Source organism: Parapedobacter sp. SGR-10 (assembly GCF_011030405.1).
Taxonomy (GTDB): Bacteria; Bacteroidota; Bacteroidia; order Sphingobacteriales; family Sphingobacteriaceae; genus Sphingobacterium.
On record NZ_JAAJTJ010000001.1, the window covers coordinates 345122 to 367484 of the forward strand.

At 44.2% G+C, this 22363-nt stretch carries 17 protein-coding genes; 7 read left to right on the forward strand and 10 right to left on the reverse strand.

Annotated elements, in window-relative coordinates:
• Window positions 1-7: 7 nt before the first annotated feature.
• The 3 genes from G5B00_RS01440 to G5B00_RS01450 all read right to left on the reverse strand — a co-directional run bounded on the left by G5B00_RS01440 (window position 8) and on the right by G5B00_RS01450 (window position 5965).
• Window positions 8-3412, reverse strand: coding sequence for a DUF1080 domain-containing protein (locus G5B00_RS01440; RefSeq protein WP_163871461.1), 3405 nt, complete (start codon window positions 3410-3412; stop codon window positions 8-10).
• A 16-nt stretch (window positions 3413-3428) separates the two neighbouring features.
• The gene (locus G5B00_RS01445; protein ID WP_240894344.1) at window positions 3429-4661 is read right to left on the reverse strand and encodes a Gfo/Idh/MocA family oxidoreductase; all 1233 of its coding nucleotides are present in this window, start codon (window positions 4659-4661) and stop codon (window positions 3429-3431) included.
• A 62-nt stretch (window positions 4662-4723) separates the two neighbouring features.
• Entirely contained in the window at window positions 4724-5965 is a 1242-nt protein-coding gene (locus tag G5B00_RS01450; RefSeq protein ID WP_163871463.1) for an ROK family transcriptional regulator, read from the reverse strand.
• Window positions 5966-6257: 292 nt separating this feature from the next.
• On the opposite strand from G5B00_RS01450, the gene G5B00_RS01455 reads away from it, so the two are divergent.
• The 3 genes from G5B00_RS01455 to G5B00_RS01465 all read left to right on the forward strand — a co-directional run bounded on the left by G5B00_RS01455 (window position 6258) and on the right by G5B00_RS01465 (window position 9055).
• Window positions 6258-6854 carry a 50S ribosomal protein L25/general stress protein Ctc gene (locus tag G5B00_RS01455; RefSeq protein WP_163871464.1) on the forward strand — a complete coding sequence of 199 codons (597 nt, stop codon included), beginning with the start codon at window positions 6258-6260 and terminating at the stop codon, window positions 6852-6854.
• A 159-nt stretch (window positions 6855-7013) separates the two neighbouring features.
• Window positions 7014-7577 (forward strand): aminoacyl-tRNA hydrolase, encoded by a 564-nt coding sequence (gene pth, locus G5B00_RS01460; RefSeq protein ID WP_163871465.1) that lies wholly within the window; start codon window positions 7014-7016, stop codon window positions 7575-7577.
• A 191-nt stretch (window positions 7578-7768) separates the two neighbouring features.
• The gene (locus G5B00_RS01465) at window positions 7769-9055 is read left to right on the forward strand and encodes a citrate synthase (protein ID WP_163871466.1); all 1287 of its coding nucleotides are present in this window, start codon (window positions 7769-7771) and stop codon (window positions 9053-9055) included.
• A gap of 39 nt (window positions 9056-9094) precedes the next feature.
• Here the strand turns inward: G5B00_RS01465 and G5B00_RS01470 are convergent, their stop codons facing one another.
• The gene (locus G5B00_RS01470) at window positions 9095-9502 is read right to left on the reverse strand and encodes an RNA-binding S4 domain-containing protein (RefSeq protein ID WP_163871467.1); all 408 of its coding nucleotides are present in this window, start codon (window positions 9500-9502) and stop codon (window positions 9095-9097) included.
• 291 nt (window positions 9503-9793) lie between these two features.
• Between G5B00_RS01470 and G5B00_RS01475 the strand changes: the two genes are divergently transcribed.
• The 4 genes from G5B00_RS01475 (at window position 9794) to folP (ending at window position 12787) form a co-directional block, all read left to right on the forward strand.
• Window positions 9794-10615, forward strand: coding sequence for a 2,3,4,5-tetrahydropyridine-2,6-dicarboxylate N-succinyltransferase (locus G5B00_RS01475; RefSeq protein WP_163871468.1), 822 nt, complete (start codon window positions 9794-9796; stop codon window positions 10613-10615).
• A 91-nt stretch (window positions 10616-10706) separates the two neighbouring features.
• Window positions 10707-11279, forward strand: a complete 573-nt coding sequence (locus tag G5B00_RS01480) for an L-threonylcarbamoyladenylate synthase (protein WP_163871469.1) — start codon at window positions 10707-10709, stop codon at window positions 11277-11279.
• Between the two features lie 228 nt (window positions 11280-11507).
• The gene (locus tag G5B00_RS01485; RefSeq protein ID WP_163871470.1) at window positions 11508-11939 is read left to right on the forward strand and encodes a DUF4920 domain-containing protein; all 432 of its coding nucleotides are present in this window, start codon (window positions 11508-11510) and stop codon (window positions 11937-11939) included.
• Between the two features lie 8 nt (window positions 11940-11947).
• Window positions 11948-12787 (forward strand): dihydropteroate synthase, encoded by an 840-nt coding sequence (gene folP, locus G5B00_RS01490; protein ID WP_163871471.1) that lies wholly within the window; start codon window positions 11948-11950, stop codon window positions 12785-12787.
• A 55-nt stretch (window positions 12788-12842) separates the two neighbouring features.
• Here folP and G5B00_RS01495 read toward each other — a convergent pair whose 3' ends face one another.
• The 6 genes from G5B00_RS01495 to G5B00_RS01520 all read right to left on the reverse strand — a co-directional run bounded on the left by G5B00_RS01495 (window position 12843) and on the right by G5B00_RS01520 (window position 22289).
• On the reverse strand, window positions 12843-13967 hold the full coding sequence (locus G5B00_RS01495) for a discoidin domain-containing protein (protein WP_163871472.1): 1125 nt from the start codon (window positions 13965-13967) through the stop codon (window positions 12843-12845).
• A 2-nt stretch (window positions 13968-13969) separates the two neighbouring features.
• Entirely contained in the window at window positions 13970-15103 is a 1134-nt protein-coding gene (locus G5B00_RS01500) for a SusE domain-containing protein (protein ID WP_163871473.1), read from the reverse strand.
• A gap of 101 nt (window positions 15104-15204) precedes the next feature.
• Entirely contained in the window at window positions 15205-16107 is a 903-nt protein-coding gene (locus tag G5B00_RS01505) for an endonuclease/exonuclease/phosphatase family protein (protein WP_163871474.1), read from the reverse strand.
• A 10-nt stretch (window positions 16108-16117) separates the two neighbouring features.
• Window positions 16118-17983: a RagB/SusD family nutrient uptake outer membrane protein gene (locus tag G5B00_RS01510; protein WP_163871475.1), complete on the reverse strand. Its 1866-nt coding sequence runs from the start codon at window positions 17981-17983 to the stop codon at window positions 16118-16120.
• A gap of 9 nt (window positions 17984-17992) precedes the next feature.
• Window positions 17993-21316, reverse strand: coding sequence for a SusC/RagA family TonB-linked outer membrane protein (locus G5B00_RS01515; protein ID WP_205966245.1), 3324 nt, complete (start codon window positions 21314-21316; stop codon window positions 17993-17995).
• Window positions 21317-21362: 46 nt separating this feature from the next.
• The gene (locus tag G5B00_RS01520; protein WP_163871476.1) at window positions 21363-22289 is read right to left on the reverse strand and encodes a FecR family protein; all 927 of its coding nucleotides are present in this window, start codon (window positions 22287-22289) and stop codon (window positions 21363-21365) included.
• Window positions 22290-22363: the final 74 nt, after the last annotated feature.

The window sequence follows — 22363 nt, forward strand, 5'->3', positions numbered from 1 at the left end:
TTTACGGTTACAACTTCTTAACGCGGATATTCCTGTAGAACACCTCGGATCCATGCCCCAAAAAGCCAATATGGCCAGAAGTCCTGTTCAATCCCGGATGATCCTTTTTGTCCATGGTGCCATTTTTGGTAGCTTCCTTGATATCGCCATCTACAATGACCTTCCCATTCAGAGTCACTTTGATCTTGCTCCCTTGGATACGGATTTCTTCTTCGTTCCACTCACCTAAAGGTTTTAAAGCTCCTCTTTTCGCTGGGATAATCCCATACACGGATCCATGGTACTGATAGGGTTTTAGTTTCTTGTACACATCGGCATTATCGTCCAACACCTGGATCTCATATCCCAAATAAGCGGCATCACCTTCTAATGGTGCACGGATACCGATTCCGTTATTGGCACCGGGAGTAAGCTTAAATTCAAAACGGTAAACAAAATCAGCATATTCTTCTTTGGTGTACATATTCTTGCCAAATTTCGCATTTGGATTGGCACGGATAAAGCCCTCTTCGTTGATCTCATACGCTGGTGTAGAAGTCCACTTGTCCAGATTGGTACCATCGAACAACATTTCAAAACCTTCTTTTTTCTCCTGATCACTCAGCGAAAACACCTGTTTTCGGGGCAATTCTTTGACAAAGATATTTCGATACCATACTTTTGAGCCATGCGCCTGCAGTTCTATTTGTTCTACAGGAAAAATCGGCTGCTTACGGTCCCAAAAATTTTCCAGGGTTACACTGTCGACGACCAGCTCTCCATTCAACCATACCCACACCTTTTCACCAACCATTCTGATCTTGAATGTATTCCATTCACCCAAAGGATTATCTGCAACTTTAAGGGGTTTAGATTCATGCTTCTTGTTGTTGTACAATCCTCCCGATCCAACTTGTGCACCGACATTGGTTCGTGAAATATCCCAAATCTGTACTTGCGGAGTACCTCTTAGATAAACGCCCGCATCAGGTTCTTTACCATTCTTGTCCAGTTTCCAATCCACCAACATCTCAAAATCCCCATACTGCTGTACCGTAGCAATGTTTTTGCCTTGTCCACTAAAAACCAGATCGCCATTGATTGCGGACCAGTTTTCGCGCATTTCCTTATCCGCTACAGCCTGTCTTTCTGCCAGTTCTTTGGCAGACATCTTTGCCCTTTTGATCGGATTTTCGACAAGACCTTTCCATCCTGCCAGGTCTTTTCCATTAAAAATCGAGGTATAGCCTTCTCCACCAGGCATCTCGGCCAGGTGGCGCACAATCGCTTCGCGTAGATACGAACTCTCACTGCCCGACAGATTACCACTAGCCGTCTCCAACCATTGACGCACATCCTTGCCAATGTACGACGGATTGTCCATAACAATATTCATCACCACGTCCGTAGCTGTTCCTTTGAGCTTGGCATCGTTCAAGAATCCGGCAGCAAAAGCCAATGCTTGGTAAGTGCCCGTTGCTTTCATGCTGGACAGTGCCGATTTTCTTTGCGCATCGGTCTTTGCCAATTCGAACGCTTCGCGCAGGAGTAAGGTTTTCTGTTCATCCTTGACCGTACTGGCATTGAGCTGCTTAACGAAACCATTGAAGACAACCCCGAAATTCTTTTCATCTTTTTCCGCACGCAATAGTTGTGTCAAAGCAGGGAGAGAAGAAGTATTCGACCAAGAGGCCAAAGCACGAGTAGCATCTGCTTTCAGCGGATTGTCACTACCTACATATTTTTCCACTGTCTTTAAGGATGTGGCGCTTCCCTCTCCGGCAAACACAGGAAAATACCGGGCTCCGGATGCATCGGTAGATTTCTCCGCCTGGGCCGCTAGACGCCCCACCTTCGCCTCTCTATCATTGGCATAACGCAAGGTAGCCACTGTCGCTGCCTGCGCATATTTTATTTGTTCGCCCTCGGCTTTGCTTAATGCCTCCACCACACGGTCATAATCACCGTCAGTAGCTACAGCCGGAAGAGCCTTGTAAGCGGCCAATTTTACTTTTGCATCTGAAGTCTTCCCCAGCAAGTCAAATACGGCTTTGGCCGACTCTGCGTTAGATCGTTGGGCCAATACCTCCAGCAATATCAACTGTGTATTCACATCGGAGCTACCAAGAGCTTGATTGACATGGGAAACGACATCTGCGCCCTTAGAAGTCAGCAAAATAGTTTTGACAGCTGCTTGTTCCTCCTTGCTCGCGGCAGGCAACTGTGCCAAAAGAAAAGCAGTGTTATTGTCTTTGGACAATACGGATAGCGTATGGAGTGCCGCTACTTTTGCTTGTGTATTCTTTAAGGACTTATAGTTTTTCTCAATAACCGGAAGAGCCGTTTCTGCATTTTTATCCGCGAGGAACAACAATACACTCTCCTGTGCTTCCGGACTAAGCTTCTTCAGAGAGGAGGCCAACTTTTTGACATCGGAAGCCGAAGCCTGATCTTCCAGCAGGTCCAATGCCACATTGCGCAACACAGGATTGCTATTGGACGTTAGTTGCAAGAGTTGTTTTTTCTGTTTTTTGGAAGGGTTTAGTTTTGCCAGCACTTCCAAAGCTCCCACCTTGGCACCGATGGCTTCCGGGTCATTGGCTTCGGTAAAGAAACCAGTGGCCAGTTTCACCGCTGTAGCCTTATCCCCTTGTGCTGCAAGATGATTTGCATAATCCAGCGCCAACCCTACTGTATTTGCCTTGTCAAATTTATAATTGACAGCTTTCGCCTTATTATAAAAGGTATCGTAGGATTTTGCCGTACCGACCTTACTCAACGTAGTCAAGGCGACGCGTTGGAAATTTTCAGCATTGTATTTCTGCAACAACGCTAAAATTTGATCCTCCACACCTTGTCCTTTGACCTCTCCTAGCGCACCTACAACAGCAGTAGCCACTTTCTCGTTGCCTGCTTGTTGCAGACCTTGACGAAGTGCTTCCGCGGCTTTCTCCGAATGGATACCACTCAACACCCTGGCAGCTTTTTCAGCCAGATAGTCGTCTGATAGGTAAGAAGACACTTTGGATATAGCCTCATCCTTGGCACAAAATTTCAACAGCTCCAATACATAACCTTTGTTGTTCGGGTCTTTCAGCTGATCCAAAGCCTGCAACAATCCCTGCACATAGGTTTCGCGGAGCTGCTCTTTGCCGGGCTGCATGACATACAAAGCGTACGAATTGCTGGCATATTCGATAGGAGCATTGTTGGAACCCTGTCGTTTAAGACCGGTCAATAAAGTTGTCACATCACTGGAAGTAAAACCTTCGAGCTCCTTCATCGCAGACAAGAACTTGATCATTTCCTCAGCAGGCTGCTGGGCCAATACATCGGCAACTTTTGTGGCCGAAGTCCGATTGGCAGGCTGTTGTGCATATACTGCCGTTTGCAGCAGCAATAAAACAGATATAGTATTAAAAATTCTTTTCATTTTACGATAGATAGATTTAGATAGTCCAGGGACCTCTCATGGGTTGATAAATTAGTCTATTGGCCGCTTCGTCATTGACAAACTCTTGTTTGGCCGAATCAAAATGTAAGGTTCTGTTCAACCGCAACGCTGCCAGCCCCAGGTTGACCAATGTACAGGAGTAATAACCGTTCTCCTCATTCAGTGCAAACTTCTGCCGTGTCCGTATAGCCTCCAAAAAGTCTGTCATTTGAGGAGCCGGATCGGGGTACTGTGCCAATTTCCTTTCCAAATCGGGTATATCGGATACAAAGCCTCGGAATAATTTACCTTTAGGCCCTTCTACGTAGGCTTTGCCAACTTCTGTGCCGGCACCATCCAGGATAATCTGACATCCATCGGCATACGTATACGTGATTTTACGCCATGTACCTACCGCGTCAGAATGCTGCTGAGGAGCGTCTATCTCTATTTTGACAGGACTTTCATTATCCTTGCCCAGAAAGTATTGCACAGGATCGAGATAATGCTGTCCCATATCGCCCAGCCCTCCGCCATCATAATCCCAATATCCACGGAAAGTGGTATGCACACGGTGTGCACTGTAAGGCTTATAAGGGGCCGGCCCCAACCACATATCATAATCCAGCTCCTTAGGAACCTCTTGTACAGGCAGGTTCTCTTTTCCTACCCAATAGAATTTCCAATCAAAACCCGTATGCTTGCTGATGGTCACTTTAAGCGGCCATCCTAACAAACCTGTGTCGACTACTTTCTTGATCTTCTTTACAGGTACATTCATGCCGTAAAAATTGGCATCGAATCTGAACCAGGTATTCAAGCGGAAAATATTGCCGTGTTGTGCCACGGCTTCTTTTACTTTTTTACCTTCGCCTATGGTACGGGTCATCGGCTTCTCACACCAGATGTCCTTGCCTGAGCGCGCCGCTTCGATAGCCATGACGCCATGCCAGTGCGGCGGGGTAGCAATGTGTACGATATCCACTTCGGGATTTTGGATCAGTTCGCGAAAGTCATGGTGCTCCTTGATACCGCCACCAAGGGCTGTCTGTGCGCGTGCCAGATGGCGCGTATCCACATCACAGATAGCGACCGTCTTTGTGCCTGCATATTTAAAGTGTCCACGGCCCATCGAGCCGACACCGATTACCCCTTTGGTCAAATGGTCACTTGGAGCCAAATAGCCTTTTCCAAGGACATGCCTTGGTACGATTGTAAACGCTGCTGCTGCGAGCATTGACTTTTTCAAAAAGTCGCGTCTGGAAGTTAAATCTGGTTTAAACATCTATAAAAAAATTAATGTGTTGAAAATCAATTTACTATATTAAAATTATGCTCAAAATATTTTTCTATGGTATGTCTTACCAATCCCTTTGCATATCCATTCACATCAAGAGACGACAGTTCGACCGAACAGCCTTCGCGTATAGGGTTCATGGTATAAGTATTCAGGCTTTGCTGTATCGGAATGGTAATAAGTGAGCCCGCTTTAGCAAATTTGCCACTCAATACGATCGATTCGGGATTGAGTATCTGTATCAACATCGAAATAGCTTTTCCCAGGTTTTTGCCCAGAGCAGATATCAGATCAATAGCATATTGGTCCCCCTTATTGGCTACTTCTATAATGTGTTGCGGTTGCAAATGCTGTATATCGACCATCCCTTTTAACAAGGTGGGTACACCGGCCTGAATATCTGCCTTGGCCCGATTGACCAGGTACACGCCCGAAGCGATAGTCTCCAAACAGCCTCGTTTGCCACAGTAGCACAGATCTCCATCTTCTACAAAGACCATATGTCCCATTTCGCCCGAAAATCCATCATTACCCATATAGACCCCGCCATTGCTGATGATGCCCAAGCCAATACCCCAGTCCATCAAAATGACCAATACATTCTTTTTTTGGCGAGCTGCTCCATATGCTAATTCGCTGAATGCAGCGGCCTTCACGTCGTTGATGACGACCACGTATTTGTTGAACTTTTCACGCAAAAAATCACCTAAGCTGAAACCGGGAGCCGTATAAAAGGTATGATTGGTCAGTGTATTTGAATTGACCAATCCCGGCATATTGAGACCGATGGCCGAAATGCTATTCAAATCTACGCATAATTCAGCTATATACCTATGGATGGATTGCACCAGATCGTCTACCCTGCAAGCCTCTACACTGATTTCAAAAGGGTAGGATTTGGGACGGCAGACCACATTATTATTGTTGTCCAAGACGACAAACCGGATTGAAAAGCGCTCTATCTCTACACATAGTACGTTGAACACACCGTCATTGACTTGATAGAGAATGGGTTTACGTCCACCGATCGACTCTCCTTTTTCCTTGGCGACCACCAAGCCGCTCTCCTGCAGATCTAAAATAATACCGTTTACCGTAGGAAAACTCAGCCCCATACCCTGCGATAGGTCGCCCACAGCCATCTGCTCCTGCCTAAAAACTGTTTTCAAAAGACGCACCTTATTTAATGCAGACTTTCTGTTCTTTGCAGATTCCGAATCATTTGCTTTTTCCAATAAATCCTCGAGCACGTGCATAATTTAAGTTTGTGTAAAAATAATCATATCAAATGCCAAAAACAATATTGTTTTTAAAAAATTACAAAAGTTTACTTATTTTTTTAATAAAGACAGGGTTATTATGTTAAAATTATGTATTGGGAACAAGCATCGCTATGCTTATGCTTACGCCATATAGGGGTATATTAAAATACATATTGAGAATCGGTATTATAAAGGGTGTCTAAAAAACATCTCCAATCATTTGTCTTTCTTCTCAATAATACTTACCTTTGCCACTCAATTTTTATAACATTCATACAAAAAGAAAATGAAATCAATTGCTATTAGCGGTTCTGTAAGACAGAACGTAGGGAAAAGAGATGCAAAGGAATTGCGTTACGAAGGCAAAGTGCCAGCAGTTCTTTACGGTGGCAAAGAGCAAACGCACCTTTCTGTATCCGCAGCTGATTTGAAACCTGTTCTTTATACGCCAGAGGTTGTGTTCGTAGAATTAGACATCGAAGGCAAAAAAACAAGGGCAATCGTTCAAGAAGCACAGTTCCATCCATTGACTGATCAAATCAGACACGTAGACTTTCTGGAGTTGTTTGATGACAAAGAGGTTTCTATGCACATTCCTATCAAATTGACCGGAACTTCTCCAGGTGTCAAAATGGGGGGTAAATTGGTGCAAAAGCTACGCAAACTGCGCGTGAAAGCGTTGCCCGGCAATATGCCACAAGAGGTAGAAGTACCTATGGAATCTCTTGAAGTAGGTAAGTCTTTCCGTGTAGAACAAGTTCAACTGACAAATGCTAAGGTATTGAACAATGCTGACGATACTATTGTATCTGTTGTCATGTCCCGTGCGCTTCGTCAAGCAGAACAAGAAGCTGCAAAAGCTGCCAAAGGCGCTAAAAAATAGTTAAATATACGTATTGCGTATTGAGACATTAAGCGATATAATCAGATGAGAAGGCATTCGTCAATTTTTGGCGGATGCCTTTTTTCCTTCTGACATCTCTATACGCAATACTCAATACGCTGTACCCAATACTCATTACAATTTCTTATTTTTACACCCATGAACTTTTTGATCGTCGGACTCGGAAATATAGGAAAAGAATACGTAGACACCCGCCACAATATAGGCTTTATGGTAGCTGACGAACTGGCAAACCAAGCAGGCGCAAGCTGGTCTACCCTCAAGCACGCCTATTATACAGAGTACAAACAACGTGGCCACAATGTATATGTCATCAAACCTACTACCTACATGAACCTCAGTGGCAAGGCTGTCAACTATTGGATGCAGCAGCTGAAAGTTCCTATCGAAAATGTATTGGTCATCGTAGACGATCTCGCCATTCCATTTGGTTCCTTACGTGTCAAACCCAAAGGGTCTGCGGCAGGACACAACGGCTTGAAATCCATCGAAGCGCTCTGCGGCGGACAAAACTATCCGCGCCTACGCTTCGGCATAGGAGACAATTATGCTAAGGGTCGTCAAGTAGATTATGTATTGGGACCTTTTGACAAAGAGGAGCTACGCGAACTACCAGCGCTCATCGAACATGCTGTCAAAATGGTCAACAGCTTTATCAATATTGGCATCGAACTGACCATGACCAACCTGAATACAAAATAGTATTTAACCGCCTGTGGCACCTACATTGTCCCCATGCCACCTTCATGGACTATAGGGTATGAACAGGGAATATCCATTGGCCATTTCTATCATAAAAAAATAAAAAATGTCTTTCTTATGTAATATATATTCCGTAGTAATTCGTATATTGAGACACATTTTTATATTTGTTATAAGTATACTAAGAAATTATGTCTGAAAAAGCGTATATTAAATTAAACAATACCGAGCTTGAATTGCCTATCCTAACAGGAACAGAGAACGAGAAGGCAATCGATATTACGAAATTAAGAGATCAGAGTGGTTATATCACGTTAGATGCGGGCTTTAAAAATACCGGTGCTACCAAAAGCGCGATCACATTTTTGGATGGTGAGAGAGGCATCTTAAAATACCGTGGTTATAATATTGAGGATTTAGCCGAGAGGTCAACTTTTCTGGAAGTAGCTTATTTATTAATATACGGAGATCTTCCCTCCAAAGACAGATTAGAAGAGTTCAGAACAGACATCAAATCAAAGATGATGGTACACGAAGACATGAAAATGTTTTTTGCCGGATTCCCCTCCAAGTCCCATCCTATGGGGCAGCTTTCCTGCTTGGTAGGCGCACTTTCGGCTTTCTATCCGGAATCTTTGAACCCTAATATGTCCGAAGAAGAAGAATACAAGACTATCATCAATCTGATCGGCAAAATGCCTACGATTGTTTCTTGGATTCAAAAAAAATCATTGGGTCATCCTGTTGTCTACCCCAAAAAAGATTGGGGTTATATCGACAATTTCATGAACATGATCTTTGGAGAAGTAAACTGTGACAAGGTATTTGACGATGCTGTACTGGACGCTATGCGTGTCTTGTTGATCCTGCATGCAGATCACGAGCAAAACTGTTCGACATCGACAGTGCGTATCGTAGGCTCTTCCAACGCCAACCTGTACGCTTCGGTATCTGCAGGGATCAATGCTCTATGGGGGCCGCTACATGGCGGTGCAAACCAAGCTGTGATCGAAATGCTGGAAGATATCAAAAACGACGGCGGCGATGTCAATAAATATATCACCAAAGCCAAAGACAAAAACGATCCTTTCCGTTTGATGGGATTCGGTCACAGGGTCTACAAAAACTTCGATCCCCGTGCCAGAATCATCAAGAAAGCCTGTGACGATGTGTTGGAAAAATTAGGTGTAAACGATCCGGTACTCGACATCGCCAAACAATTGGAACAAGCCGCCTTGAGCGATCAATATTTTATCGACAGAAAGCTTTATCCAAACGTGGACTTCTATTCCGGAATTATCTACCGTGCATTGGGCTTCAAATCCGATATGTTTACCGTATTATTTGCCTTGGGCCGACTTCCGGGCTGGATTGCGCAATGGAAAGAAATGCGTGACAACAAAGAGCCTATCGGCCGTCCAAGACAATTGTACATTGGAGAAACCGAACGCGAGTATGTTCCTCTGGACAAGAGATAAAAAAGAAGTCCGCCGATCGGCGGACTTCTTTTTTATCTCTTATTTTTCCTCCTCCCACCAATCGCTCTGCTGCAGATCATCGATCTCCCGCCTATCTTTTTTCGTTGGTCGTCCTGTCCCCCTATCACGTTTCAGCACAGGGGCATGAAAGACAGATTTGAAACCGTAGGTCTCTTCTACCGGTGTATGATCTTCATAAAACTGCACCGCCGTCTTGGCATCTACCCTACGTTCCAACAAACCCGTGACCAGGATCTCCTTACGCTCTATCCCCTTTTGGATCGTATATCGCTCACCTACCTTGACCACATACGAAGGCTTGACATTCTGCCCGTTCAATTTTACCCGTCCAGCCTTGCATGCCTCGGTCGCCAGACTTCGTGTCTTGAAGATACGAATAGCCCATAGATATTTGTCTATTCGAAGCTTTTCATTTTCATTTGCCATAATCAAAAATAAAGATATAAAGTCGCATAAGATAGTAGGGGCGAAAAATTTATCTTCGATGAGCTCGCTAAGCTCGGTTTTCGCCCCTACTTATTAATCCAAAGTAAAATAAGACGTCCTTATCCTTTCCCATTTCTCAATAAAAATCAGCATATTTCCTCTGAAAAAACAAATCTTCAAAGGCAGAGGAGAGATCGATAAACCTTTTTTATATGCACCCCAATCATATTGCATATAAAAATGAATTTATCTAAGTTTGTAAGTCACAACAAATAAGTATATAAATAAAAAATGGACTTACAAAAAGTAAAAAAACTTATAGAAGAGGCTTGGGAAGACAGGCAATTATTGGAATACAAAGAATACTATGAAACCATTCAGGCCATCATCATGAAGCTGGATAATGGCGAATTGCGTGTAGCAGAACCTATCGGGGACCGTTGGCACGTAAACGACTGGATCAAAAAAGCCGTTATCCTTTATTTCCCGATCCGCCAGATGAAAGAAATCGACAACAAGCCTTTCGTCTACCACGACAAAATGAAGTTGAAGACAAACTACAAAGAACTCGGTGTACGTGTCGTACCGGGTGCTTCGGCTCGTTATGGTGCATATCTGGCCAAAGGTGTCATCATGATGCCTTCCTATGTCAATATAGGTGCTTATGTAGACGAGGGAACGATGGTGGATACCTGGGCTACTGTTGGATCTTGTGCGCAAATCGGCAAAAACGTACATCTTTCCGGAGGTGTGGGTATCGGTGGTGTATTGGAACCTGTACAAGCGGCTCCCGTTATCATTGAGGACAATGTATTCGTAGGTTCCCGTGCCATCGTGGTAGAAGGTATCCGCGTCGAAAAGGAAGCTGTACTAGGCGCCAATGTTGTCTTGACTGCCTCTACCAAGATCATCGATGTATCTGGTGCTGAACCTGTAGAATACAAAGGCTATGTGCCGGCACGTTCGGTTGTCATTCCCGGTTCATATACCAAAAAATTTCCCGCAGGAGAATATCAGGTACCCTGTGCATTGATCATCGGCCAACGTAAGGAATCGACCGATAAAAAAACTTCATTGAACGATGCTTTGCGCGAGCATAATGTAGCAGTGTAATTTAGCTGTAAGCTCTAGGCTCTAGGCTGTAAGCTATAAGACTATCGCCTAAAGCTTACTGCTTAAAGCCTATAGCAAAAAACAAACAAAAATGCATATCGACAGAGCAGATCTGAATCAAGCGTTGGAAACCCTTAAACAAGGAGGGCTTATCCTGTATCCTACCGATACGATATGGGGGATCGGCTGTGATGCGACCAACACGGACGCTGTGGAGAAAGTATTTGCCCTCAAGGGACGGGACAAAAACAAAAGCATGATCGTGCTGTTGCACAGTGACAATCAGCTGGCCAGCTATGTACAGGAAATTCCCGATGTAGCCTACGAACTGATCGAGGTCACGGATCGTCCCTTGACCATTATCTATTCACAGGCCAAAAATCTCGCCCCCAATGCCATTGCCGAAGACGGGTCTATCGGTATCCGCATCGTCAACCATCCCTTCTGCCAACAGCTTCTGCAACGTTTCCGAAAACCCATTATATCCACGTCTGCCAATATCAGTGGCTATGCTACTGCGGCAACCTTTGACGAAATTAGTGAGGATATCAAAAAACGCGTAGATTACGTGGTAAAATTCGGCCAAAATGATCCTACAAAAGGTGTTCCCTCCGTGGTGATGAAATTGGATCCAAGTGGAAAATTTGAATTTTTACGTAAATAAATATTTTTGACGTAAGAAAACAGATATAATACTATTTTAAAAATCAATAAATGCAGATACTTACATTTAATCAAAAAGTCGCCTTAGCGGGTCGGCAATAGCAGGAATGGTGAGACATTGTGCCGAGCCGGTACAGCGACGAGTTTTTTGGTTACTTTTTTGCGGAAAAAAAGTAACTGCCCGCCCGGCATGAGGGCATTTTGAATATATAATAAATAGTTTCCAAACATGAAAAGATTATTCATCTTTCTCTTTTTTTTGATGGCTATCCTCCACACGGGGATCGCACAGGAACGCAAGGCTCCCCAATCCGCAAAAGTAGGCGTCAACTATGGACAAACTATTGAAAACAAGCCGGCTATAACAGTCAAAAAACTGGAAAGCAGTTTGAATACATCGGGTAATTTTTCGGGCAAAGTGACCGGTAAAGTAGCCTCCGTATGTAAAATGAGCGGTTGCTACCTTACCTTACAAAATGAGAGTGGTGATAATCCTATAATGGTCCGCTTTGCGGATGATTACACCGTTCCGGCAGACCTTATCGGCAAAAATGTTGTCGTACAAGGCACAGCTACAGTCCGTAACAAAGAAAACAAGGAAACCAAACAACTCCAAAAAGCCATCACGATGATTGCCGATGGGGTATTGGTCATTCAATAAGGTATTACATGCCCTATTTCAAGACATATCCAACCCAAAGTATACGTGTCGGAGATAGACTGTTGACCTTCGAAAAGCCTGTTATTATGGGCATTTTGAACGTCACACCCGACTCGTTTTTTGATGGAGGACAGCATGCCACAGTAGATCATGCGATAGCGCATACACGTCAAATGCTAGAAGAAGGAGCAGATATCATTGATATAGGAGCATTTTCTTCCAGACCCGGAGCGACGACCATTTCTACGCAAGAAGAAATAGACCGTTCTGTTCCAGTCGTCGAGGCTCTTGCCAAAGAATTTCCGGACATAATCCTATCGGTCGACACTTTCCGGGCTGAGGTAGCCAAAACCTGTATCGATGCAGGTGCTCATATCATCAATGATATTTCAGGAGGAAATCTGGACGAAAACATGTTTGCCACAGTGGCGAAACTACAGGTCCCCTACGTTCTGATGCATATGCGTGGTACGCCGAAAACCATGCAACAACTGACAGACTATACGGATATAGTGACCGACGTAGCTACCGAGCTAGGGCAACGAATAGCCGCTCTGCGAGCCTTGGGTGTCAAAGATATTATATTGGATCCGGGCTTTGGTTTTGCAAAAACAATAGAACAGAACTACGAATTGCTACTGCGGACAGACGAATTGCATTACTTCGGTTTGCCTATGCTTGGCGGTATCTCCCGCAAATCCATGATTTACAAAAAATTGGACACCACTCCCCAGGAAGCACTAAACGGAACGACAGCATTGAACACCCTCCTCCTCGAAAGAGGTGTACATATCCTGCGCGTACATGACGTGAAGGAGGCTAAGCAGCTTATCAATTTATTTTTCTGAATAACTCTTTAGTTTTTCCAAAAACACAAATGGAAAAACTAAGAGTTATGGTTACTTACTCCCCATAAAAATTAATATCTCCAAAAACAGCGTAAGCTCCATTATTACTTCCACGCACAAAGTCTACACGTACATAACGTGCCGTATGCGTATAAGGCAACTGGTACATCTGCTCCCCATCCACCGTTCTATTAAATTCAACTTTGAATATCGGGTTGGGATCTGTACTCGCATTTTTATACATATACGGCCCCGTATAGGTAACACCATCCTCACTAAAAGAGATATTGATATCCCAGGAAGAATTTTCATCGTTACCTAATCTTCTTGTAAACGTAAGGGCCGAAAATCGATGGATTGTCTTAAAATCTACAATGATATGCTGTCCTGACGGATTATTGTTGACCGTCACTCTTTCACTAGAACGCCAATAGGTAGCCGGATTATTATCCAGTAGATTAACCGCAGGCTGCCCACTTTGTTCGGAAGAAGCCGTAATCGTCCAACCTTCGTTCTTCAATCTCCGGTAAGCCTTTTCCAATGCCGTCGCCGACAACATCCTAACCAATGTACTGCCTTCTCCTTCGTAAACTAAACTCACGGTAAAAGTATATTGCTTATTCAATTCCAACCCTCCCAACGAATATTCCTTACTCAGACTATTGGCATCGATAGTACGAACCTGACCCTCGTATTCCAAAAGGATCATGGCAGGAAGGTTCTGGGTGTTTTCCCAAAACACCCGTACACCATTATCTCCGCCATGGATCTCTATGCTGTTCAATATATCTGCCAGTTCATCGGCTGCTTCCAACGAAACTAATTTTCTACCTTTCACACTTGCCTCCCTAGCGAATCGACCGCTAACTGAAGAAAAGGCTTTGATATAAAACTTATATACCTCTGCATTGGGGATGTTGATACTGACAGCACTGTATCTTTCATTAATAGTTTCCGTAAGCATTTTCTTCTCTCCTTGAAGTGTATAGGAAATTTCCACTTTATCGTAGTCTCTGTCGTCCGGGTTTTCCCACGACAAGACAATGCCCTCCATTTGGGAAATAGCTTTCAGATTCTGGACTCCGGATATAAAATTTTCCTGTACTGCTGGTATCTCATCCTTGCAGGCACCTAACGCAAATAAGACGCACCAAAAAGCCACTAAATATCTATACTTCATGATTAATCGATTTTAATAAATTGAACTTTCATACTTCTGACATCCAACACGATCGTATACCTACCTGCCTCTCCCGGTTGTACCCGCCACTTCCAATCCGGGGCAGAACTAGCCTGCACATGAAGATCTGATAGGATCGAAGCTTCCGGCCGCCATGGTCTTAATTGCAATGTTCCGGATGAAAAATTAGGTTGTGTCGAAAACTTCAGTTCCCCCCCACTTCCATCCGGATTCTTTCCGACAAGCTGTGTGGTTATCGTACAGATATTTGGTTTAAATACATCCCATACCATAACCGGTGGCGTACTCCATGCAGTCGGCGTGGCCGAACCACCAAAATAAATGTTCAGATAGGGGACTTCCTGTATAGCAATCTTTTGATTGATACGATCCAATATAATCGCATAAACCCCTTCCTCGTTCACGATAAAGTCTTCACCGGGTTGCCCTTCGGATTCCATCAAGACGATCTCATCCCCTTCTCCCTTGCCATACGCCGGATAGGGTTGATCCATGACCTCCGCTATCTTAAAAGAACCTGGATTGAATTTACCCCGCCAGGAATAGATTTCTCCAGGCACAACTTCCTGCATCTCGACCATATTTGCCCCAACCGTTGCAGTCCCGTAAATAAACAAAGAACTGGATTCGATCTGATAAGGTGTCACCAATATGGAAAGCGTAGAATACAGAGGTTTGACAAACTTCTCTCCGGAGGCCACCTGTGCAATGACCCGGATACTGATAGACACGGCATCGGATTCGACCCGTTGCCAATGGTTGCGTAACAGTTTTTCCAGATCTTCGTGCGTATATGTCTTGAAATATATACCTTCGGGCATTTCGATGGTCGGGATAGATGTTGTAAAATCATTTGCAGTCACATCCATTTTAAACAGATATTTGACCGGATAATGTGCTTCTACTTCTTTAAGCGGTTCCCATGTGACCAATAGAGCTTGTTCCCGCCGTTTGGTCGGATCCAGTACGATCTGATGATCCGAAACTTCCAAACGTATGGCATCGTCTTCTCTGTATTCGGCTATTAGGTCGTCCAATACAGGTATAACGACCGATTCCTGTTTACACCCCACCAGCAGTATAGACATACCGATAAACAACAATAATCTTTTCATATGTAAATAATTTGTTTTTTAATGGCCATATGGAATGTCCAGATTATTTTTATTCGTGTTTGTGTTTTGCAATCATGGACATTTCATATTCCTTTTTATCATTAGAATTGTACCTTGATACGTACTGGCAAATGATCCGAAGCGATATTCCCGGTCGTAAAATCATCCTCTATAACTTTGTATTCCAACACATGGACTTTTCTGGACACAAATACATAATCAATACGCGAATTAGGACTTGTCGACAGATTGTAACCATAGTACGTTCCCTCCGGACCTGTTGCAGGTGATTTTGTAATAGGTTTCGAATCCCACAAAAATTTAGTTCCTATCAATGTCGTCACCGGCTCACTCGATGGTTCCGAATTCAAGTCACCCGTCATCATGACCGGAAAATCTGTCGCTATTTCTTGAATCTTTTCTAACATCAGCTTAGAAGATTCGACACGTGCGATATTCCCCTGGTGGTCATAGTGTGCATTGAATACAAAAAAGATCTTACCGGATTCTATCTCCCTAAATTTTATCCAAGTACAGATACGTCTTATTGTTGCATCCCATCCACTGGAAGGTATGTCGGGAGTCTGAGAGAACCAAAAAGTGCCTTGCGCTTCCACTGCAAATTTATCTTTCTTATAGAGTATAGCACACGTTTCACCTGCCGATACCCCGTCGTCTCTACCTACAGCGACATAAGCATAGTCTTTATCTTCCACGACATCTCTGATCTGGGTCATATACCCCTCTTGTGTACCTAGAATATCAAAATCATGGTCATCGACGATCTTCCTTACCCATTGTCTGCGACTCTCCCAATGCAGTTCGCCTACGTCGGCAGTAGTCTGTAACCGGAGATTATAGGTTCCTACGACAACCTGTATTTTATCGGTATCGTCTCCTCCATTCTTCGCCATATCATCATCAAAATCCCGCATCAATCCCTCTTTGCCCGAGCAACCGGACAGTAGGAGTAATAGCGATAAAAACGGCATATATATCTTCATATCTCTCATCTTACCAATATTTGTTTTGCACTAAATTTTCGTTATTGTCTCTGTAGTTTTGATAGATTGGCCAAAAATAATTGCGCTTCGTCCACGATCGGGTCATATAGGCCGTACGTTGGTAAAAACTATTGTTGCTCGCCGACCGATTCATACCATAGATAGGGGCCCGAAAAATATCCTCGGCAATCTTCCAACGACGGATATCGTTGTAGCGGACATCACCCTCCATCGCAAATTCTACCCGTCTTTCCCGACGGATGATCTCGCGCATAGTCCCTTGGTCAGTAGATATATCGATCTGTCCGGCACCACTACCATAGGTTGGAATGCCTGCTCTTTCACGGATCAGGTTGACATATTTCAAAATATCGGCATGGCCCGGCGTAACCTCATTCAAAGCTTCAGCATAGTTAAGATAAAACTCACCTAATCGCAAGATGATAGCGGGCTGATAAGGCACATTGTTGTTCCTTGGATCAGCTTCTGGATTGACACCCTTTCTATTCAGATACCCGCTCTGTGGTGAGTCATGCGTAGGCCCTCCATCTTGCCCACCATTTTTAAATTGTGTCGTTCTATTGGCTCTAGGTATCCATTGGTTATCGTGCCACAGCGTGATATAAAAACGAGGTTCTCTATTCACATACATATTATATGTACCTGTCTCGGACACCAATCCCTCAGTTCGCGCACTTCCTCCTAAATCATATTTAGTGTTTGGATAAATGGTTTGCGAGGTGCTGAATCCTGTTTCTACATAACCCGAGGTAGGGTCATTTATTGGCAACCCATTCTTCATAAAGAAAGCATCCACCAGATTTTGGGTCGAACCATAATAGCCCGAACCACCTGCATACCCTCTGGGATTGCTCACACCATTGTACCAGTTGCGGGAATTTGTTGCCCGACCGAAGATAATCTCTTTGTTGACGTTAGCTGTTTTGAGGAACAGATTCTGAAAAGAAAGGAATGGATCGATCCGTCCATTTGGATAATATTCCCTATACAGGTCGTAATTACCCTCTTCGGCTAGATCCAGAAAATCACGCGTAGCTTCTACGGCTTTTGTCCACTTCGAGGGATCATACGTTTGCGAAAACAACAATGTACCATCCGGGTTCTTTAGATCTGCATATTCCGTATTGCCATTGTACAAAGGACTGGCCGCATACAACCAAAGCCGGGCCCGAAGTGCCTTACAAATTCCCTTGTTGGGCCGCCCAAACATCTGATCTGCATTACTGTAAGATGCAGGAAAGAAATTAGCTAGAACTTTGTATTCATTGTCCAGCCAGTTCACGATCTCATCGACCGGAGTACGCGGTACGATGACCTGCTCCAACGGTGTATCTGCTCCGACCAATTCTGTTATCAGCGGAAAAGGTCCGTACACCTCCAACAGCTTATGGTAGTAGAAAGCAATCAAAAAACGGGCCTCCATCTTCATCTGCTGCACCATGACAGCCGTCTGTCCTTGTGCCTCCAAAGGTTTGACATTGTCTATAAACAACAGAGCCGAACGCACATCCTTATAAGCATTGCCCCAGATATCTACAGGTGGCTTATGCGTTGCACTGACCGATCCCTGATTGTTGGCCACGACCCATTTCCAGTAATCATTGAACTGACTCATCGCGATAGCGATCTGCGCATCGTCCGAGAAAAACGTACTGCCCCACTGCCGGGTATAATCCATCAACGGATCGGGTACCTTATTGTATATTGCTGCTAGCCACTCTTCAGTACGTACTCGGTCATTGAACACCATTTCCATCGTAATAGCATCATCAGGCATCTTATCCAAAAATTTGTCACAGGACATCATACCCCAAAACACCGTGACGGTCAAAATCTTATATATTATTTTCTTCATTGCTATCCTTTAAAATGTTATTTCTATCCCTCCAGACACGATCCGTTGCAACGGATATTTCAATCCGTTTTGCGAGCCAATCTCGGGGTCCCACATCTTGAAATACGAGAAAGTCAACAAATTACTTCCCCGCAAAAATACCCTCGCGTTTTTCATCAAGAGTTTATCCCTGGCTGTCTGGGGAAGTGTATAGCCTACCTCCATATTTTTCAGCCGCAGATAGGACGCATCTACCAACCACCAGGTCGAATAACGCATATTATTTGAACTTTGGGAGCTCGAAAGACGTGGCCATATCACATTGCTCGATGGATTTTCCGGTGTCCAACGGTCATCTACATTCGCATAGATATTGCCCGTACCTCCACCACCGCTACCCGGCACCAAAGTCGCTCCCTGCATCATATTGGTAAAGTCGGTTGCACCCTGAAACAAAAATCCCAAATCAAACTGCTTATACCTCGTATTGATACCAAAACCGAAGATCTTCTGCGGAACATAAGGTTTACCAATTGCTGTCTCGTCGTCACTATTGATGATTCCATCGTTATTCAGATCCTTATATTTGATATCTCCTGCACGCACAGGGCCGTATGAAGGCTCAGGAACATCCTCCCGCAGGAGATTCTTGGATTCGTCATCAAAATCCGAATAAGAATACAGACGTTCGGCAACCAATCCAAAATGCTGGTTCAGCGGACGCCCTGTCCTCGCCCGGAAAGATTGCTTGAGATTTTCCGACTCATCGTATTCGATGACTGTATTCTTGGCGTATGTAAAATTACCTCTTGCCGAAATAAACCAATCGGGCGAAAAGCTGTGGTTGACCAGCAACTCTACTTCAAAACCACGATTGTCTACACGACCATAATTGGCAAAAGGCAATAGGTTATAACCTGCTGTCTCTGGAATGGTCTTCCGGCGCATAAAGATATCCCGACGCTTTTCGTTGAACCAATCCACCTGTACATGCAAGGCATTGTTCCACAAGCCCAATTCCATACCGACATCCAGCTTTTCGGCCGTTTCCCAAGTCATGTTTTCTATACCAAATTCTCCTTCGCGCCATCCTCCATAACCGAAGTTGTTAGTATAACCGAAAGAATATCCACTGACACTTTCAATCGTAGAGAGATAGGCAAACCTACGGGTATCTGCTGTACCATCTCCCTGTATCCGATCATTGCCCACCAACCCCCATGATCCACGAAATTTCAACTTAGAAACCGTACCTAGCAAAGGTTCAAAAAATCGCTCACTGGAAGGCATCCAGCCCACAGCAAAAGAAGGGAAAAAGCCAAAACGATAACCACGCTTGAAGTTTTCAGAACCATTATAGCCAAAATTGAATTCGGCAAAATAACGATCTGCATACGAATAGGCAGTCCTTCCGGCGATACCTGTATTGCGGTAGGGAAGTGCTCCTATAGCCTCGCTGACACTCTGGTCAACATAATCCCGTAGATTAAACAAAAACAGTCCGTCCAGATGATGTACGTTGTTCAAGGTCTTGTTATAGTTCAGACGGCTTTCAAAATAAATGGTACGATTGCCGCCCGAAGTCCGGCTATAACCCAAAAACTCCTGACCATCTTTCCCCACTTCCGAAGTAATCAATTCACCTATATCGTTTCGGCCAATGGCAATAAAATTACGTGGAGTCTTTGTCCGGCGTTGGTCATGTCGGTTGAATGCATCAAAAGAAGCCAGTACACTACCTTTTAATCCATCCAATACAGGCATCAATAGACCAAAATCCTGCACCACGTTGAGCTGTGTCTCCAGATTGCTGTCATATCGCAACTGGTATCCGGTCTGCGTGGCATCAGACCAGGGGTTGTACCGAGCTTCTATACGGGGAATTTCTCCATTGGAATAGATGATCGGATGTACATAAGGCGGTGTATCCATGGCATGGCTGAAGATCGTACTAATACCTACACCAGGCGCCTGTCGTTCCGTGATATACCCACCAATACCTACAGCTAGTTTGGTCGAAGAGGTCAGATCCAAATCCACATTGCTCCGTAAATTGTATTTTTTCAATCCCAGTCGGGAATCATAATTCTGTCGATCATCAACGGCAATCATACCCGACTCGTTGAAATATGCCGCCACCAAACTGTATCTAAGTCGTTCACTTCCTCCGTTGACATCCATACTCAGACGGCCATTGCCCGAAAAAGGTGTAGTCACAGCATCCATCCAATCAACATCGGCATACAGATCCGGATCGTAACCTATACGCGTACGATGAATTTGCTCATCCAAAAACAGGGGAGCCAATCCTGAATAGGAATAAGCTGTATTGATGGTTTCCATGTACTTGGCCGCACCTACAAACTCGGGCAGCTTGGTAGGTTGAGACAATCCATAATCCGTCTTGACAGTAACGCGGGGCTTACCCTGCTTACCACGTTTGGTCTGTACTAAAATAACTCCGTTGGCACCACGCACCCCATATACTGCCGTAGCTGTAGCATCTTTCAAAACAGAAAACGATTCAATCTCTTCCGGCGAAATATTGTTCAAGCTTCTCTCTATACCATCGACCAATACAAGAGGGGTTGTATTGGCCCCAAAACTGTTCATACCCCGAATCCAAAAATCAGAATTGTCATATCCCGGCTCACCACTGCGCTGTACCGCTATCACGCCCGCTACCTGTCCGGCCAGACTATTCGTGATCGAACGGGTCTGGTTCGACTGCAACACCTCAGGTTTGACGGTCGATATAGCACCGATGACGCTAGCCTTACGTTGGGTACCATATCCGACGACCACAACCTCACTCAACGTCTCATCTGTTTTGACCAGTACCAGATTTTGTGATCCCGTATTGAACACGGTATGCTCCATATCCTCAAAACCCACAAAACGGACGAGCAAGACATCTCCTACTTTGGCATTGATGACAAAATTTCCATTATCATCTGTACTCGTACTCACACCGGCGCCTTTGATCTGTACGCTGGCACCCATGAGCGGTTGGCCTTGTGGATCCTTTACCGTTCCGGTCAATAGCCTTTGCCCTTGTGATTGCCCACTTGCACTTTGTGGTTTACGTGAAATGACAAAGCTGCCTGACTTTTCGGACAGTCGATAACCTTTCTCGTCCAGCACCTCCGACAGCGACATCTTATCGTAGCGTTGCTGTACCTGGATTCTGGATAGTTCTTCCGGGTTGTAGGCAAATTTTACCTTATGCTCACTTTCGAGCCGGCTAAGAATGTTCGTCAAACTTTCGCTACTCTTTGTCATCTGTACCCTGAGCAGTCTGCTGTCCTGGGCAAAGGTTGCAAATGACCACAGGACCAAACATACGCTTAGCATAAACGAATTTCTAATCGTTCTGAATCTCATTTAAATAGATTTGATTTTAGTGTTGAATTATTATTCTATGGTCATTGATCGAATACGTATATCCGTACATTTCGCACAATATATCTACGATCTCGATGATACTTAGATTTTTGTCAAATGCTGCTGTACACTTTACTGCGCCATCTAAATCTGCTGCCAGCCGAACTTCTGTATCGTACGCCTGATTGACCGTGTGCAGTACATATTCTAAATTTACATTGTCGAATACCAATGGGCTGACTCCTGCACCGTACAGATGTACTTCATCATCTACGACCAATGAGTCTCCCCTAGAAAGGATACCCAATATTTCTTCGCCTCTACCTACCGTCACACGGCCTTTTTCTACGGCTACGCTATATTTCCCCCTAACATCCCTAACGGTAAACCGTGTTCCGAGGACTTTGGTAAAATAACCGGATTCAGTCTGTACAAAAAATGGTGTTTTGCTCGGCATAACAGAAAAATCAGCCTCACCATGCAATACAATAGTGCGTGACTTGTCCGTATACTCCAACACTTCGAAACTGCTGGAACCATAGAGTATGATCTCAGAATTATCCGGAAGCACATGCCTGGAAACCGTCTTTCCTTGTTCTATAGCCGCAGTCAGGACAATATTATCTGTGAAAGGTTGCGCCCATTGATAGACAAAATATGCACCGCACACCATCAATAGTATAGCGGCGTATTTGAAGAACGGTCTCATCCTATAGACTATACCTGTCGTTTTCTTTTCTTTTTCCAAAAGTTCGTGCAACAAGTCTACTTCGTCTTCCGAAAGGTTTTCAATCTGCTCAAATATATTTTGATAGATGTTTTCCAGTTCTTCACTATCCTCACTACGTTGCACCAAGTTAAGGAAAGCTTTTCTTTGCCGGGATGTCAATTTTCCATCCAGAAAGTCCCTGACAATGCGGTTTATAGGATTTATTCTCTTCATTCTGACCTATAAACGAATCAGAAGAAGAAATCCCTCATATTTTTTTAAAAAAAATAAAAGACCTATAAAATTCT